Below are 16,686 nucleotides of genomic sequence, written 5' to 3'. Positions count from 1 at the left end.
GTTTTAGCGAGGCCTAGGCCGCGCGCGGGCGGTCGGTTCGGCGACCAGCGGATCGTCCGGCCAGTAGTGACGCGGATAGCGGCCCTTCAGTTCTGATTTCACGGCTTTGTAACCATTGGCCCAGAAGCTTGCGAGATCGCGCGTCACCTGCACCGGCCGCCTTGCGGGCGAGAGCAGGTGGATGGTGAGCGGCACCTTGCCGCCGGCGATGCGCGGGGTCTCGGTGAGGCCGAACATCTCCTGCAGGCGGACCGACAACGTCGGCTCGTCGGGATTGGCATAATCGATCGCCACCCGTGATCCGCTCGGCACCTCGACATGCGTCGGCACCAGCCGGTCGACTTCGCGCTGCTTTTCCCATGGCACCAGCGCCCTGAGCGCGGCGCTGAGATCGATGCGCGTCAGATGATCCCGGCGCGACGCTCCTTCGAGATAAGGGCCCAGCCAGTCGGACAGCGACGCGAGAAGCGCCGCATCGGAAAGGTCGGGCCAATCCTCGCCGACATGTCGGCGCAGGAAGCCGACGCGTTCGCGCCAGCGCGCGAGATCGTCGCCCCAGGGCAGCGCCCCGAGCCCGAGCTGGCGGATGCCATCGAGCATCGCGTCGCGCGTCTTGTCGGCGTCGGGCCGGGCGAGCGGCTTGTCCTCCAGCAGGAGCGCGCCCAGCCGCCGGCGCTGCCGCGCCAGCACCGCACCGTCGCGGGCGCTCCACTGAACGGCCTGCTCGTCGACGATGCGATCGGCGTACAGCTCCTCGATCTCCGCCGCCGTGATCGGAGCGGCGAGGAAGATGCGCGACTCCTGAGCGGACCCGTCGAGATCGGCGACGACGAGGAATTCCTCGTTTGCCATCGGATCGCCCTCCGGCAACGCGGCGCCGCGCCCGCCCGACAGCAGGTAACGTCCGGTCGTACCGAGACGACGTCGGCCGATGCGATCGGGATAGGCCAAGGCCAGCAGGGGGCCGGTCATCGAGATGTCCGGCCGCTCGCCATTTGAGTCGCGCGGCATCAGGCGGCGTGCAGCCTCCTGGATCAGGCGCAGCGTGCCGTCGCGCCGACCGCTCAAGGCGATGTCGACCCTGTGACGGAGGTCGGCGTCGCGCTGGCCGGGGGGCAGGCGCAGGAAATCGCGTTCGCCCAGGATCGCAGCCAGAAGCGCGGCGACCCTTCCCTGTCCCAGCTCGCGCCCTTTCAGGACGAGATGGGCGATGCGCGGATGCTGACCGAGCCGAACCATCGCGCGGCCGTGCTGCGTGATGGCGCCCTTGCCGTCGATCGCGCCGAGGTCGGCCAGCAGCGTCCTTGCGGTGGCAAGCGATGCGGCGGGCGGCGGCGTGAGCCAGGGCAGGCTGGCGGCATCGCTGGTGCCCCAGGCCGCCAGTTCGAGCGCCAGCGGCGCCAGGTCGGCGTCGAGGATTTCCGGCGGCGTGAAGGGCAGCAGGCCGCGCTGCGATTCCTCCGGCCACAACCGGTAGCAGATGCCGGGCTCGAGGCGCCCGGCGCGGCCGCGCCTCTGATCTGCCGAGGCCTGGCTGACGCGCACGGTTTCGAGGCGCGTCATGCCCGAGCGCGGAGAGAATTTCGGAACGCGCATCTGGCCGCTGTCGATGACGATGCGCACGCCCTCGATGGTGAGGCTGGTCTCGGCGATCGAGGTGGCGAGCACGACCTTGCGACGCCCCGGCGAGGAGGGCGCGATGGCACGATCCTGGTCGGCGGGCGAGAGGTCGCCGTAGAGCGGTGCCACGTCGACCTCTGGACCCGTTCCCTGCAGTCGCTCCTCAACGCGGCGGATTTCGCCGACGCCCGGCAGGAAGACCAGCGCACTGCCGGTTTCCTCGGCGAGCGCGCGACGCACGGCGGCAGCGACGCCGTCTTCAAGGCGGCCGGCGGGCTCGCGGTCGAGATAGCGCGTGTCGACGGGGAACATGCGGCCGGCACTCTCGATCACCGTCGCGCCGCCCAGCCGTGCCGATACCGGGCCGGGATCGAGTGTCGCCGACATGGCGACGACGCGCAGGTCCTCGCGCAGCGCCGTCTGCGCCTCACGCACCAGAGCAAAGGAGAGGTCGGTCTCCAGGCCGCGCTCGTGCAGCTCGTCAAAGATCACGCAACCCACGGAGTCGAGCGAGGGGTCGTCCTGAAGCAGGCGCAGGAACAGTCCATCGGTGACAACCTCGATGCGGGTGTGCGGCCCGACCTTCGTGTCGAAGCGCACGCGATAGCCGACCGTCTCGCCGACCGCTTCGCCCAGCGACTCCGCCATGCGGCGGGCGGCGGCACGCGCGGCCAGCCGCCTCGGCTCCTGCATCAGGATCTTGCGGTCCCCCAGCCAGGGCGCATCGAGCAGCGCCAGCGGCACGCGCGTCGTCTTGCCGGCGCCCGGCGGCGCGACCAGTACGGCGGCGTTGCTTGCCTCCAACGCGGCGCGCAGTCGCGGCAACGCCTCGTCGACGGGAAGGACGACCGGGTTCACTCTGGCTCCCTGCGGCTTGTCTCGGTAACCATGTCGGCGCGGACGATCTAATATGGCCGCGCGGTGCCGGTGCCAAGCCGTGTCTGCAGGGAGGTCGTGCAATGGCTGTTATCGTCGAGGCCCTGGATCATCTCGTGATGAACGTGCGGGACGTGGAGGTCGCCGCCGCCTGGTACGAACGTGTGCTGGGCATGACGCGCAAGGTCACCGAGCCGCGGCCCGGTCATCGCGTCACGTCGATGCATTTCGGCCGCCAGAAGATCAACCTCCGACCCGAGACCGCCACACAGAAGCAATGGTTCACGGGCAAGACGATTGCGCCCGGCAGCGACGATCTCTGCTTTCTGACCTCGTCGACGCCGCAGGCGGTGGCCGACCATTTCCGGAGCTGCGGCGTGGCGATCGAAGAGGGGCCGGGCGAGAAGAGCGGGGCGATGGGGACGATCGTCTCGGTCTATTGTCGCGACCCCGATGGCAACCTGATCGAGGTTTCTTCCTACAAATAGAGACCGGGCATGACCGCGCCATTCGACACCTTCGCCCGTTCCCTGCACCCACAAACGCCGTTGCGCGCGGCGATCACGGCCGCCTATCGGCGTCCCGAGCCTGAGTGCGTACCGCCGCTGCTCGACCTCGCGAGCCTCGGTCCGGCGGCAATGGCCAAAGCGCGTGCGCTGGCGCGGCGGCTGGTCGAGACCTTGCGGACCAAGGTGCCGGCGGGTGGCGTCGAAGGGCTGATCCACGAATATTCGCTGTCGAGCCAGGAAGGCGTGGCGCTGATGTGCCTCGCCGAGGCGCTGCTGCGCATCCCCGACGACGAGACGCGCGATGCGTTGATCCGCGACAAGATCGGCGGCGGCGACTGGCGCGCGCATCTCGGCCAAAGCCCGTCGCTGTTCGTGAACGCCGCGACCTGGGGCCTGATGCTGACCGGCCGACTGACCGCGACCAGCAGCGAGAAGAGCCTCTCGGCGGCGCTGACGCGGCTGTTGGCGAAGGGCGGCGAGCCATTGATTCGTGGCGGTGTGAACATCGCCATGCGTCTGATGGGCGAGCAGTTCGTCGCCGGCCAGACGATCGACGAAGCCCTGGCCAATGGCCGTCGCTTCGAAGCCGAGGGCTTCCGCTATTCCTACGACATGCTGGGCGAGGCGGCGATCACCGCGGCGCAGGCCGAGCACTATCGCCTAGCCTACGAGCAGGCGATCCATGCGATCGGCAAGGCTTCGGCGGGACGCGGCATTTACGAAGGCGCCGGCATCTCGCTCAAGCTCTCGGCGCTTCATCCGCGTTATGGCCGCGCCCAGGCCGAAAGGGTGCATGCCGAGCTCTATCCGCGCTTGCGCGACCTGGCCGTGCTGGCGCGGCACTACGATATCGGCGTCAACATCGACGCCGAGGAGGCCGACCGGCTCGAAATCTCGCTCGATCTGCTGGAGCGCCTCTGCTTCGATCCCGCGCTCGAAGGCTGGAACGGCATCGGTTTCGTGGTGCAGGCCTACAAGAAGCGCGCCGCCTTCGTGATCGATCACCTGATCGACCTTGGCCGCCGCAGCCATCACCGGCTGATGATCCGTCTTGTAAAGGGCGCGTACTGGGACACCGAGATCAAGCGCGCCCAGGTCGACGGGCTGGAGGATTTCCCGGTCTTCACGCGCAAGATCCACACTGATGTTTCCTACCTCGCCTGCGCGCGCAAGCTGCTGTCCGCGCCCGACGCCGCGTTCCCGCAGTTCGCCACGCACAATGCCCTGACCCTGGCGACGATCTACGCGATGGCCGGCGAGAATTTTTATGCCGGCCAGTACGAGTTCCAGTGCCTGCACGGCATGGGCGAGCCGCTCTACGAAGAGGTGGTCGGCCGTGACAAGCTCAACCGGCCCTGCCGCATCTACGCGCCGGTCGGCACACACGAAACGCTGCTCGCCTACCTGGTGCGCCGCCTGCTCGAAAACGGCGCGAACACGTCGTTCGTGAACCAGATCGCCGATCCCGACGTGACGACCGAGCAGCTGCTGGCCGACCCCGTCGAACGCGCTCGTACGCTCTCGCCGGTCGGCGCACCGCACCCGCTGATCGCCTTGCCACGCGATCTGTTCGGTCCGGGACGACGCAATTCGCGGGGGCTCGATCTGGTCAACGAAGGCGTGCTCGCCTCGCTGGCGACGGAGCTGATGGCAGCCGCGTCGACGCTTCTGCGTGCAACGCCGCTTCTGGCGAACGGTCCGCGTCAGGGGCAGGCGCGCGACGTGCGCAATCCCGCGGACCACCGCGATCTCGTCGGGACTGTCGTCGAAGCCGCGCCCGAACTCGTCGACGACGCTTGCGCGTCCGCCAAGTCCTGGTCCGCGCCGCCAGCCGAGCGGGCTTCGGTCCTGCGTCGGGCGGCCGATCTCATGGAGGCGCGGCTGCAGTCGCTGCTGGGACCGATCGTGCGCGAGGCCGGCAAGACCTTCGGCAATGCCGTGGGCGAGGTGCGGGAGGCCGTCGATTTTCTGCGCTACTACGCGAACGCTGTCGAAGGATTCGACAACGAGACGCACCGTCCGCTCGGGCTGGTGGCCTGCATCAGCCCGTGGAATTTCCCACTCTCGATCTTCACGGGCCAGGTCGCGGGCGCGCTGGCGGCCGGCAATGCCGTCGTCGCCAAGCCCGCGGAAGAGACGCCCCTGATCGCAGCCCTCGCCGTCGCGATCCTGCACGAGGCTGGCGTGCCGACGTCGGCTTTGCAATTCACGCCGGGCGACGGCGAGATCGGCAAGCGCCTGGTCGCCCATGCGGCCGTGGCGGGTGTCGTCTTCACCGGCTCGACCGAAGCGGCGCAATCGATCAACCGCACGCTGGCGCGGCGTCTTGGCCTCCAGGGAAGGCCTATTCCGTTGATCGCCGAGACCGGTGGCCAGAATGCAATGGTGGTCGACTCATCAGCGCTGCCCGAGCAGCTCGTGATGGATGCGATCACGTCGGCTTTCGATTCAGCGGGCCAGCGTTGCTCGGCGCTGCGCGTGCTCTGCCTGCAGGACGACATCGCCGACAAGGTCGTGCCCCTGCTCGAAGGCGCGATGGCCGAACTGGGCATCGGCGTTCCCGACCGGCTGTCGGTCGATGTCGGGCCGGTGATCTCAGCGGAAGCGCAGAAGCGCCTGCTCGATCACATCGCCCGCATGCGCGCCGCCGGTCATCGCGTCCATCAGGAACCGCTGCCGCAAGAGGCCGCGAACGGAACCTTCGTCGCGCCGACCCTGATCGAGATCGATGCGATCTCCGATCTGCCCGGAGAGATCTTCGGTCCGGTGCTGCATGTCCTGCGCTACGCCCGCGAAGAGATGGAGAACGTGATCCGCGCGGTGAACGAGACCGGTTTCGGTCTCACCTTCGGCGTGCACAGCCGCATCGACGAGACCATCGAACGCGCGACGGCGGCGAGCCACGCCGGCAACCAATACGTCAACCGCAACATGATCGGCGCCGTGGTCGGAGTGCAGCCTTTCGGCGGCCACGGCCTGTCGGGGACGGGGCCGAAGGCGGGCGGGCCTCTCTACGTGCATCGCCTGCTGTCGTCCGGGCCGATGCCCGAAGTACGGGAGGGCGATCTCATCGGGCCGGTCGGCGAGCGCAACAGCTACGCACTTCGGCCGAAAGGCGGGATCCTCTGCATCGCGTCCGACCCGGTCGCGTTGAAGGTGCAGCAGGATCTCGTGCGCGAGACCGGCAACCGTGTCGCCGCAAGTGAGGCCGAAGACATCGCCGCCGTCCTGTTTGCCGGAAGTTCGGCAGAGCTGACGGCACTGGCCGTTCGGATGGCTGGGCGGCCCGGCCGCATCGTGCCGGTCCATGTCGCGCCCTATCCGCGCCACCTGCTGTTCGACGAGGTGGCGCTCAGCCTCAACACCGCCGCCGCGGGCGGCAACGCCAGCCTGATGGCGATCGGCTAGAGCAGGAAGGTGTTCGTGCGGTCGAGGAAGTCGTGCATGTGCACGATCATCTGGTCTTCCTCGAGCAGGCAGACGCCATAGGCCGGCGGCTCGTGGCTGCCGGCGATGCGGCCCTCGATGACGAAGTCGAGCGCCACCTGGTGGCTGGTGGCGCGCAAGGTCGAGAGCGGGATGCCGCGCCAGGCGCCGCAGATCGGCCGGTGGAGATGACCGAAGAACAGGTGGCGGATGTTTTTCCGGCCCTCGATCGCCTTGATGAAGTGCTGCGGGTCGAGCAGCGAGATGTCGTCCATGCGCTTCAGCCGCACCTTGAAGGGCGGATGATGGATGAAGATCATCACCGGTCTGTCGCCGAGCTTATCGAGCGTCGCCTTCAGCCAGGCGCCGCGCTTTTCGCAGAAGGTGCCCCAAGGCTTGCCGGGTTCGTTGGTGTCGAGGCAGATGCCCGTCACGCCCTCGCCCATGTCGACCGTGTATTGCACGAAGCCGTTCTCGTCGAACTTCGCCTGCGGGAAGGTCGTGCGGAAATTCTCGCGATCGTCGTGATTGCCCACCAGCAGATGATAGGGAATCACCAGCTTGTCGAACTCGCGCTTCAGTGCGGCGTAGGCCTCCATCTCGCCCTTGTGGGCGAGGTCGCCGGTGATGATGGCGAAGGCCGCGTCCGGGTGGTTGCGGTTCACGTCGGCGACGCAGAGCGCCAGCCGGTCGATCGGGTTCAGGCCGTAGAGCAGGTTGCCCGGCGGCACGAAATGGGTGTCGGTGATGTGGATGAACTTTTGCACGTCGTCACTCTGACATGAAAAAGCGGAGCAAGGCATCCCTTGCTCCGCCATTCCGTTTCGCAGGTTTTTTTCGGCGTTACTTCGGCAGCAGCGCCTGGGTTCCCGTCGTCATCTTCTTCAGCGCGTCGGCGGGCTTGGCGCTGCCGTTCACGACGGTCTGGAGGTCGTCCTTGATCACGTCGGTGATCTTGAGGCCGTTCTCGCCGGGGAAGGCGTACCAGGCGGTCATGCTCGGGAGCTGGCCGATGGCGACGCGGTGGTTGGGGTTCTGGGCGTAGAAGTCGCCCAGCATCTTCGGGTCCTTGGCCGGGATGGCGTTGGCCGGGAAGTAGCCGGTGCCCTTCACCATGATGGTGGCGCCGACCGGGCCGGTGGCGAACTTGATGTACTCCCAGGCGGCCTTCTGCTTGGCCGGGTCCTTCGACAGCATCATGGCGACGTTGCCGCCGGCCGGCAGGCGCGAATCGGCGCCGGCGCCCAGCGGGAAGGTCGCGGTGCGCAGCGGGAACACGCCCTGCGTCTGCTTGGTGACGCCGCCGAGGCGCGAGGTCGAGTGCGCCCAGATGCCGAGGCGGCCCGCGACGAAGTCCTGCAGCGAGGTCGCCTGGCTCACGTCACGCATCGTGCCGTCGGTGATCATGAGACGCAGCGTCTCGATCGCCTTCTGGCCCGGCGGCTGGTCGAACGCGACCTGCTTCTCGTCGGCCGTCAGCATCGTGCCGCCGTTCGAGAAGACGAGGGCCTGCCACATCCAGTTGCCGGTGATGTCCCAGTCGAAATGGAAGCCGGTGATCTTGTTGGCCGGGTCGTTGATCTTCTTGGCGAGCGCGAAGATGCCTTCCCAGGTCTTGGGGAAGTTGTCGGGATCGCCGCCGGCCTTCTTCACCAGGTCGGCGTTGAAGTAGATGATCGGCGTCGAGAGCGAGAAGCCCATGCCGTACTGCTTGCCCTTGACCTGGCCGAGCGTCAGCAACGCGCCGTCATAACCGGCCTTGGCCCAATCCTTCTCGGCGGCGATCAGGCCGTCGAGCGGCTGCGCGATGCCGCGGTCGGCCAGGATGCGCTGGCGGTTGAGGCCCTGGAACGTGACGTCGGGAAGCTGGCCGGTGACGGCGTTGCGCAGCACCTGCTGCGTGGCGTCCTCGTATTCCTTGGTCGGCTGGGTGAACTTCACCTTGATGTTCGGGTTCGCCGCCATGAACTGCTTGGCGATCTCCTCCTGCACCTCCTTGAAGATGTCGGGGATCGCGTACTGGACGGTGATCTCGGTCTGAGCTGCCACGGGGCCCCCGGCGAATGCGACGGCAAGTGCCGCCAACCCCAAAAATCTACGCATTTTGTCTCCCTTCCCTGGATGTGCACTAAGTCACACGGCTGTGTTGCCGTTTTCTTTCACCCCTTCATGCCGCTGAGCGTAACTCCCTCGATGAAGCGTCGCTGGGCGGCGAGGAACAGCAGGACGAGCGGCGCGGTGATCACCACGGTGCCGGCCATCAGCGGGCCGAAGTCGCTGCCTGCTTCCTCGTTCCGGAAGAAGAGCGTACCCAGAGGGGGTGTGGCAAGGTCGCCGGTCTGGATGACGATCAGTGGCCAGAAGAAATCGTTCCAGTGCGAGACGATCGAGATCACGCCGAAGGCCAGCATGGCCGGCATCGCGAGCGGCAGCATGATCCGCCACAGGATCTCGAACTCGCCCAGCCCGTCGATCCGGGCGGCGTGCATCAGGTCGTCGGGCACGGTCTTGAAGAACTGCCGCATGAGGAAGATGCCGAAGGCCGAGAAGACGAACGGGACGATGAGGGCGGCGTAGCTGTCGAGCAGGCCGACCTCATAGAGCATGACGTAGCGCGGGATGGCCGGCGCCTGGGCCGGGATCATCAGCCCGATCAGCACCATGGTGAACAGGATGTCACGGCCCTTGAAACGCAGCTTGGCGAGCGCATAGGCGGCCGGCAGCGAGACCGCGAGCTGCAGCAGGAAGATGCCGCCGGTCACGATCACGCCGTTCAGCAGGTAGCGCAGCAGCGGCACCTTGGTGAAGGCCTTGCCGTAGTTCTCGGCGGCCGCCCAGTTGGTCGGCAGCAGGCTGAGCTTGGTCGAGAATATCTCGTTCGGCGGCTTCAGCGAGGTCGAGATCATCCAGACGAACGGCGTCAGCATGATCACCAGCCCGGCGATCAGCACGAGGTGGCGCAGCACGTGGCCCAGGATCGAGCCGCCCGGTTTCATGGGAGGCGCCTCATCCGTAGTGCGTCCGCTTCTCGCCGGCCTTCACCTGCAGGAGGGTGAGGGCGAGGACGACCACGAGGAACACCACGGTAATCGCCGCGCCATAGCCGGTGCGGAAGAAATTGAAGGCCTCGGTGTACATCGTATAGAGCAGCACCTCGGTCGACTTGTTCGGGCCGCCCTTGGTCAGCACCTCGACCGTGTCGAAGACCTGGAAGGAGCGGATGCCCGAGACCACGGTGACGAACAAGGTCGCCGGTCCCAGCATCGGCCAGGTGACGCAGCGGAAACGCTCCCATGCGGAGGCGGCGCCATCGATCTCGGCCGCTTCGTAGAGGTCAGCGGGGATCGACTTCAAGCCGGCCATGAACAGCACCATGTTGAGGCCCGCGGACTGCCAGATGCCGATGCCGGCAAGCGTGAACAGGGCGCGGCTCGGGTTCTTCAGCCAGTCACCGCCATGGATGCCGAGCTGTTCGAGCATGACGTTGATCAGGCCGACGCTGGGATGCAGCAGGAACTCCCAGACCACGGCCATGGCGATCAGGGTCGAGGTGACGGGAAGAAAGTAGGCGGCGCGATAGAAGGCCCGCCCGAAAGTGGCGCCCTCGATCAGCAGTGCGAGGCCGAGGCCGAGGAACACCGAGCCGGGCACGACGACGAGGCAGTAGACGGCGGTATTGCCGAACGACTTCCAGAAGACGTTGTCGGCGAAGAGTTGCTGATAGTTGCCGATGCCGATGAAGTTCATCGTCGGCGCGCCGAGCTGCCAGTCAGTGAGCGACAGCACGAACACGGCCAAGGTCGGTCCGGCGAGCAGCACGATGAACGCGAGCCAGGCCGGCGAGACCAGTGCCTGGGCGGCGCGGCGCTCGGCGGGGGTGGCGTCGCTGGCGACCGGCATCGTCACCGGACGCGCCTTCCCTGGGCGTCGAACTTCAGCACGCGATGGGGCAGTGGCTTCAGCCCGACCGACTCGCCGCGCTGCGGATCGCGGTCGGAATGGGCGTCGATGCGGGCGATCAGCGGCGTCGGCTGGCCCTTCACCTCGACATGGACGAGGCTCTCGGAACCCATGTGCTCGACGAGGCGGACATGACCCGCGATCGCGCCGGCTTCATAGGGCGCCACGAGCTGCATCGATTCCGGCCGCACCGCATGGAAGCCGCCCTCGACCGGTATGACGTTGATCTTGGGGCTGCCGACGAACTCGGCCACGGCCAGGGTTTCGGGATCGTCGTAGAGCTGGCGCGGCGGGGCGACCTGTTCCAGCTTGCCCGCCAGCATCACCGCGACGCGATCGGACATGGTCATCGCCTCGGCCTGGTCGTGCGTCACGTAGATCATCGTGGCGCCCAGCCGCCGCTGCAGCTCGGTCAGCTCGGCCCGCATCTGGACGCGCAGCTTGGCATCGAGGTTGGAGAGCGGTTCGTCGAGCAGGAAGGCCGAGGGATGGCGGACCATGGCGCGGCCCAGCGCAACTCTCTGCTTCTGGCCGCCCGAGAGCTGGCCGGGCTTGCGGCCGAGCAGCGACCCGATGTCGAGCGCCTGGGCGGCTTCGGCCACGTCCCTGGCGATGGTCTTGCGGGCCGCGGCGGTGCCGGGCAGCAGGGAGCCCAGCCAGGGCAGGCGCTGCCAGACGTTCATGCGGCGCATCGACAGCGGCAGGCCGATATTGTCGGCCACCGTCATGTGCGGGTAGAGCGCGTAGCTCTGGAACACCATGGCGATGTCACGGTCGCGCGCCGGCAGCTCGTCTACGCGCCGGCCACCGATGACGATGGCGCCGGCGTCGTTACGCTCCAGCCCGGCCACGATGCGCAACAGGGTGGACTTGCCGCAGCCCGACGGTCCGAGCAGCGTCAGGAATTCGCCGTCGGCAATATTGAGTGAAATGTCCTTCAGGACCTCGACGGGGCCGAAACTTTTTCGGACCCCCTCGATGGAAATCGTCGCCACGCGACCGTCGCTCCCCACAACTGCAACATCGGCTTAGCCGAATTTTGTTACAGCCGCTATGCGCCGATCGCGTCGAAGAGTCGACCGGTTCGTATGACGACTAGTACTGGCCATACCTCTTCGGAGGACCCGCGTGATAGACGCAGAGCATCTCCGGCGAGACGATCGGGCCGAGCTTGATGCGCTCTTCCTCGCACTTGTCGTAGGAGAAGGGCCCGCCGAACACTTTCGGCCCGCCATTGACGATGATGTAGGATTTCTCGAGATACCAGCCCGGGCCCGTATAGGCCTCGCTGGCGCCCGGCCCCGAGCAGGCGCCGAGGCTTGCAGCCAGCAGGGACGCCACAAGCAGGGTCGCCCAGCGACCGTTCGAACGTTCCGCCATCAGCTCAGTATCTCCCCCGGGCAATGAACGCTGCCCACGCCGCGGGGGCAAATTAGGCCATGGACGCGATGTCTTCAATGCATCGCGCGCCCTGACCGGCAATCTCCGCGCAATTCAAGTCGGTAGAGTAATTTCCTCAGGTCGGCTTGCGCAGTGCAACGAGGGCTTTCGCCGGAGCCCGCGACCGGTCTAATAATGCGCCGATACACGAAAGCATCCGGGGGGATGCTGGGCCAGCTAAGCGCGCCAGCAGGATAGAGTCATGGGATTGCCTGAGAAGCAGGGACTGTACGATCCGCGCAACGAACACGATGCGTGTGGCGTCGGCTTTGTCGCCGACATCAAGGGGCGCAAAACCCACGACATCGTGCGCCAGGGCCTCCAGATCCTGGTCAACCTCGACCATCGCGGCGCCGTCGGCGCCGACCCGCTGATGGGCGATGGCGCCGGCGCGATGATCCAGATTCCGGACGCGCTGCTGCGCGACTGGGCGCGCAAGGAAGGCGTCGACCTGCCGGAGCCCGGTCACTACGCCGTCGCCATGTGCTTCCTGCCGCAGGAAGAGAAGGCAAGAGCGTTTGCAATCAAGCGCTTGGAGCATTTTGTTAAAGTCGAAAAGCAAAAGCTGGTGGGCTGGCGCGACGTGCCAACCAACCTCGATGGCCTTGGCAAGGCGGTCATCGATTCGATGCCCGTCATCCGCATGGCGATCGTCGGCCGGGGCGCCAAGCTCGCCGACCAGGACGCCTTCGAGCGCAAGATCCTGGCGATCCGCAAGCAGACCCAGAACCCGCTGGCCGACCTCGAGAAGAAGCAGAAGCTGCCCGGCCTGGCGCAGCTCTACATGCCGTCCTTCTCGTCGCGGACCGTGGTCTACAAGGGCCTGCTGCTCGCGCACCAGGTTGAGAGTTTCTATGAGGATTTGAGAAATCCTCTTTGTGAATCAGCGCTTTGTCTCGTTCACCAGAGATTCTCCACGAACACGTTCCCGTCGTGGAAGCTGGCCCATCCCTACCGGTTCATCGCCCATAATGGCGAGATCAACACGGTGCGCGGCAACGTCAACTGGATGTACGCCCGCCGGCGCACGATGGAATCCGACCTGATCGGCGCCGACCTCGACAAGATGTGGCCGATCATCCCGCACGGCCAGTCGGACACGGCCTGCCTCGACAACGCGCTCGAACTGCTGGTCGCCGGCGGCTATTCGCTGAGCCACGCCATGATGATGCTGATTCCGGAGGCGTGGGCCGGCAATCCGCTGATGGATGGCAGCCGCAAGGCCTTCTACGAGTATCACGCGGCCCTGATGGAGCCGTGGGACGGCCCGGCCTCGATCGCCTTCACCGATGGCCGCCAGATCGGCGCCACGCTCGACCGCAACGGCCTGCGTCCCGCGCGCTTCCTGATCACCGAGGACGACCTCGTGGTCATGTCGTCGGAATCTGGCGTCCTGCCGATCCCCGAGAAGAAGATCGTGCGCAAGTGGCGCCTGCAACCCGGCAAGATGCTGCTGATCGACCTCGAAGAGGGCCGCATCGTCGAGGACGAGGAGCTGAAGCGCGCTCTCGCCGACGCCGAGCCCTACGAAGAGTGGCTGAAGGAGACGCAGCACAAGCTCGAAGAGCTGTCGGAAATCCCCGACGCGCCCTCGCCGGTGCCGTCGAACGACCCCTCGACCTTGCTCGATCGCCAGCAGGCCTTTGGTTACACGCAGGAGGACATCAAGTTCTTCCTCGAGCCGATGGCCAAGGAGCCGGACGATCCGATCGGCTCCATGGGCACCGACACGCCCATCGCCGTGCTCTCGAAGAAGCCGAAGCTGCTCTACAACTACTTCAAGCAGAACTTCGCGCAGGTCACCAACCCGCCGATCGATCCGATCCGCGAGGAGCTGGTGATGTCGCTGGTATCGATGATCGGCCCGCGTCCCAACCTGCTCGGCCGCCATGCCGGCATGCACAAGCGCCTCGAAGTGGCGCAGCCGGTCCTGACCAACGCCGAGCTGGAGAAGATCCGCTCGATTGAGGACCTGCTCGACGGCTCGTTCCGCACCGCCACCATCGACACGACCTGGGCGGCGTCCGAAGGCGCGGCCGGACTCGAGAAGGCGCTGGACCGCGTCTGTGCCGAGGCGACCGACTGCGTCCTGGCCGACCGCAACATCCTGATCCTGTCGGATCGCGCGGTGTCTGCCGAGAGGGTGCCGATCCCGGCTCTACTGGCGACGGCGGCCGTGCATCACAGCCTGATCCGTCGCGGCCTGCGCACCCAGACCGGCCTCGTGGTCGAGACCGGTGAGGCGCGCGAAATCCATCATTTCTGCTGCCTGGCGGGCTACGGCGCCGAGGCGGTGAACCCCTATCTCGCCTTCGAGACGCTTGAAGCGATCCGGGTTCAGAACGGCCTGCCGTTCAAGCCCTACGAGGTGCAGAAGCACTTCATCAAGGCGGTGGGCAAGGGCCTGCTCAAGGTCATGTCCAAGATGGGCATCTCGACCTACCAGTCCTACTGCGGCGCGCAGATCTTCGACGCCGTCGGCCTCCACTCGGGCTTCGTCGAGAAGTACTTCACCGGCACCGCCACCACGATCGAGGGCGCGGGCTGGCAGGAGATCGCCGAGGAGACGGTGCGGCGCCATCGCAACGCCTATGGCGACAATCCGCTCTATCGCGACATGCTCGATGTCGGCGGCGACTACGCGTTCCGCCTGCGCGGCGAGGAGCATGCCTGGACGCCCGAAAGCGTGTCGCGCCTACAGCATGCGGTGCGCGGCAACTCGTCGGCCGAGTACAAGGCCTTCGCGACCACGATCAACGAGCAGAGCGAACGGCTGCTGACGATCCGCGGCCTGATGCAGTTCAAGTGGGCCGAGACGCCGGTTCCGATCGAGGAGGTCGAGCCGGCCGCCGACATCGTGAAGCGTTTCGCCACCGGCGCCATGAGCTTCGGCTCGATCAGCCGCGAGGCGCACACCACGCTCGCGATCGCCATGAACCGCATCGGCGGCAAGTCGAACACCGGCGAGGGCGGCGAGGAAGCGGATCGCTTCAAGCGGATGGCCAACGGCGATTCGATGCGCTCGGCCATCAAGCAGGTCGCGTCGGGCCGCTTCGGCGTCTCGGCCGAATACCTGGTCAACGCCGACGACATCCAGATCAAGATGGCCCAGGGCGCCAAGCCCGGCGAGGGCGGCCAGCTCCCCGGCCACAAGGTCGACGAGAACATCGCCCGCGTCCGCCGCTCGACGGCCGGTGTCGGCCTGATCTCGCCGCCGCCGCACCACGACATCTATTCGATCGAGGATCTGGCGCAGCTGATCCACGACTTGAAGAACGTGAACACGACCGCCCGCGTCTCGGTGAAGCTCGTCTCCGAGGTCGGCGTCGGCACCGTTGCCGCGGGCGTCAGCAAGGCGCGCGCCGACCACGTGACGATCTCGGGCTACGAAGGCGGCACGGGCGCTTCGCCGCTCACGTCGCTGACGCATGCCGGCTCGCCGTGGGAAATCGGCCTCGCCGAAACGCAGCAGACGCTGGTGCTGAACGGTCTGCGTGGCCGCATCGCCGTGCAGGTCGACGGCGGCCTGCGCACCGGCCGTGACGTCGCCATCGGCGCGCTGCTGGGCGCCGACGAGTTCGGCTTCGCCACCGCGCCGCTGATCGCGGCCGGCTGCATCATGATGCGCAAGTGCCACCTCAACACCTGTCCGGTGGGCGTGGCGACGCAGGACCCGGTGCTGCGCAAGCGCTTCACCGGCCAGCCCGAGTACGTGATCAACTACTTCTTCTTCGTGGCCGAGGAACTGCGCGAGATCATGGCGCAGCTGGGCTTCCGGACGTTGAACGAGATGATCGGCCGGGTCGACCGTCTCGACATGCGCCAGGCCATCGACCACTGGAAGGCGGGCGGCGTCGATCTCTCCAAGTTGCTCTACCAGGCGCCGGCCCGCGAGGGCGTGGCGATCTGGAACGTCGAGCGCCAGGATCACGGGCTCGACAAGGCGCTCGACCACAAGCTGATTGAGGCGGCGCGGCCGGCCCTCGACAATGGCCAGCCGGTGCAGATCGACCTGCCGGTCACCAACGTCAACCGCACCGTCGGCGCCATGCTGTCGGGCGAAGTGGCGCGGCGTACCGGCCATGCGGGCCTCGCGGAGGACACGATCTCCGTGCGCCTCAGCGGCACCGCTGGTCAGAGCTTCGGCGCCTTCCTGGCGCGCGGCGTGTCGCTCGAACTCTCGGGCGACGGCAACGACTATGTCGGCAAGGGCCTGTCGGGCGGCCGCGTCGTGGTGCGCCAGCCCAAGGACTGCGCGCGCGATCCGCTGAAGAACATCATCGTCGGCAACACGGTGCTCTACGGCGCCATCGCCGGTGAGGCCTACTTCGAGGGCGTCGCGGGCGAGCGCTTCGCCGTGCGCAACTCGGGCGCGGTCTGCGTCGTCGAGGGCACCGGCGATCATGGCTGCGAGTACATGACCGGTGGTGTCGTCGTGGTGCTGGGCGACACCGGTCGCAACTTCGCGGCGGGCATGTCGGGCGGCATCGCCTACGTCTACGACCCGACGGCGCGCTTCAAGGACCTGTGCAATCCGGCGATGGTCGACCTCGAAAAGGTCGGCGTGGCGTCGGACGAGGGCGACGAGGCGGAACGGCCGCGCCAGCGCGCGCTCGATGTCGAAGACAACGGCATGGGCGACGTGCTGCGCTTCGATGCGGAGCGTCTGCGCATCCTGGTCGAACGCCATCATCTCCATACCGGCAGCGCGCGGGCACGCGCGCTCCTGGAGGATTGGGACAATGCGCTGCAGAGCTTCGTGAAAGTGATGCCGCGCGATTACAAGCGGGCGCTGTTGCAGGCGCGCGAGCGGGCGGCGGCGAAGGCCGTCGCGGCGGAGTGACGGCCCCCGGCC

General features: G+C 67.0%; 10 protein-coding genes. 3 read left to right on the top strand and 7 right to left on the bottom strand.

The genetic code is table 11. The features are described 5' to 3' along the window. Positions 1 to 3: 3 nt before the first annotated feature. Positions 4 to 2,478 carry an ATP-dependent helicase HrpB gene (gene hrpB, locus AC1RP5_RS16845; protein ID WP_493112373.1) on the bottom strand — a complete coding sequence of 825 codons (2,475 nt, stop codon included), beginning with the start codon at positions 2,476 to 2,478 and terminating at the stop codon, positions 4 to 6. A 101-nt stretch (positions 2,479 to 2,579) separates the two neighbouring features. Between hrpB and AC1RP5_RS16840 the strand changes: the two genes are divergently transcribed. Together AC1RP5_RS16840 and putA are read left to right on the top strand one after the other, a co-directional pair. Beyond that, positions 2,580 to 2,984 (top strand): VOC family protein, encoded by a 405-nt coding sequence (locus AC1RP5_RS16840; protein ID WP_493112371.1) that lies wholly within the window; start codon positions 2,580 to 2,582, stop codon positions 2,982 to 2,984. Positions 2,985 to 2,993: 9 nt separating this feature from the next. Continuing rightward, positions 2,994 to 6,413 carry a trifunctional transcriptional regulator/proline dehydrogenase/L-glutamate gamma-semialdehyde dehydrogenase gene (gene putA, locus AC1RP5_RS16835; protein WP_493112369.1) on the top strand — a complete coding sequence of 1,140 codons (3,420 nt, stop codon included), beginning with the start codon at positions 2,994 to 2,996 and terminating at the stop codon, positions 6,411 to 6,413. On the opposite strand, the gene AC1RP5_RS16830 is transcribed toward putA, so the two are convergent. The 6 genes from AC1RP5_RS16830 to AC1RP5_RS16805 all read right to left on the bottom strand — a co-directional run bounded on the left by AC1RP5_RS16830 (position 6,410) and on the right by AC1RP5_RS16805 (position 11,771). After that, the gene (locus AC1RP5_RS16830) at positions 6,410 to 7,198 is read right to left on the bottom strand and encodes a phosphodiesterase (protein WP_493112367.1); all 789 of its coding nucleotides are present in this window, start codon (positions 7,196 to 7,198) and stop codon (positions 6,410 to 6,412) included. The genes putA and AC1RP5_RS16830 overlap by 4 nt on opposite strands. 76 nt (positions 7,199 to 7,274) lie before the next feature. Next, positions 7,275 to 8,480, bottom strand: coding sequence for an ABC transporter substrate-binding protein (locus AC1RP5_RS16825; RefSeq protein WP_493112366.1), 1,206 nt, complete (start codon positions 8,478 to 8,480; stop codon positions 7,275 to 7,277). 110 nt (positions 8,481 to 8,590) lie between these two features. Continuing rightward, positions 8,591 to 9,427, bottom strand: a complete 837-nt coding sequence (locus AC1RP5_RS16820; RefSeq protein WP_493112365.1) for a carbohydrate ABC transporter permease — start codon at positions 9,425 to 9,427, stop codon at positions 8,591 to 8,593. Positions 9,428 to 9,437: 10 nt separating this feature from the next. After that, positions 9,438 to 10,331 carry a carbohydrate ABC transporter permease gene (locus AC1RP5_RS16815; protein WP_493113384.1) on the bottom strand — a complete coding sequence of 298 codons (894 nt, stop codon included), beginning with the start codon at positions 10,329 to 10,331 and terminating at the stop codon, positions 9,438 to 9,440. A gap of 2 nt (positions 10,332 to 10,333) precedes the next feature. After that, entirely contained in the window at positions 10,334 to 11,386 is a 1,053-nt protein-coding gene (locus AC1RP5_RS16810) for an ABC transporter ATP-binding protein (protein WP_493112363.1), read from the bottom strand. A 100-nt stretch (positions 11,387 to 11,486) separates the two neighbouring features. Next, positions 11,487 to 11,771 (bottom strand): hypothetical protein, encoded by a 285-nt coding sequence (locus tag AC1RP5_RS16805; protein WP_493112361.1) that lies wholly within the window; start codon positions 11,769 to 11,771, stop codon positions 11,487 to 11,489. Between the two features lie 262 nt (positions 11,772 to 12,033). Here AC1RP5_RS16805 and gltB point away from each other — a divergent pair, with 262 nt between their 5' ends. Continuing rightward, on the top strand, positions 12,034 to 16,674 hold the full coding sequence (gltB, locus tag AC1RP5_RS16800; protein WP_493112360.1) for a glutamate synthase large subunit: 4,641 nt from the start codon (positions 12,034 to 12,036) through the stop codon (positions 16,672 to 16,674). Positions 16,675 to 16,686 lie beyond the last annotated feature (12 nt).

The sequence above is a fragment of the Reyranella sp. GW821-FHT12G01 genome, assembly GCF_058806575.1.
Note: the sequence above shows the minus strand (reverse complement) of the source record. Positions and strands in the feature narration are given on the sequence as shown.

Excerpts from the sequence above, each read along its gene's own strand:
- AC1RP5_RS16840 (WP_493112371.1), top strand. The coding sequence starts at position 2,580 with ATGGCTGTTATCGTCGAGGCCCTGGATCATCTCGTGATGAACGTGCGG.
- putA (WP_493112369.1), top strand. The coding sequence starts at position 2,994 with ATGACCGCGCCATTCGACACCTTCGCCCGTTCCCTGCACCCACAAACG.
- AC1RP5_RS16820 (WP_493112365.1), bottom strand. The coding sequence starts at position 9,427 with ATGAAACCGGGCGGCTCGATCCTGGGCCACGTGCTGCGCCACCTCGTG.
- AC1RP5_RS16815 (WP_493113384.1), bottom strand. The coding sequence starts at position 10,331 with ATGCCGGTCGCCAGCGACGCCACCCCCGCCGAGCGCCGCGCCGCCCAG.
- AC1RP5_RS16805 (WP_493112361.1), bottom strand. The coding sequence starts at position 11,771 with ATGGCGGAACGTTCGAACGGTCGCTGGGCGACCCTGCTTGTGGCGTCC.
- gltB (WP_493112360.1), top strand. The coding sequence starts at position 12,034 with ATGGGATTGCCTGAGAAGCAGGGACTGTACGATCCGCGCAACGAACAC.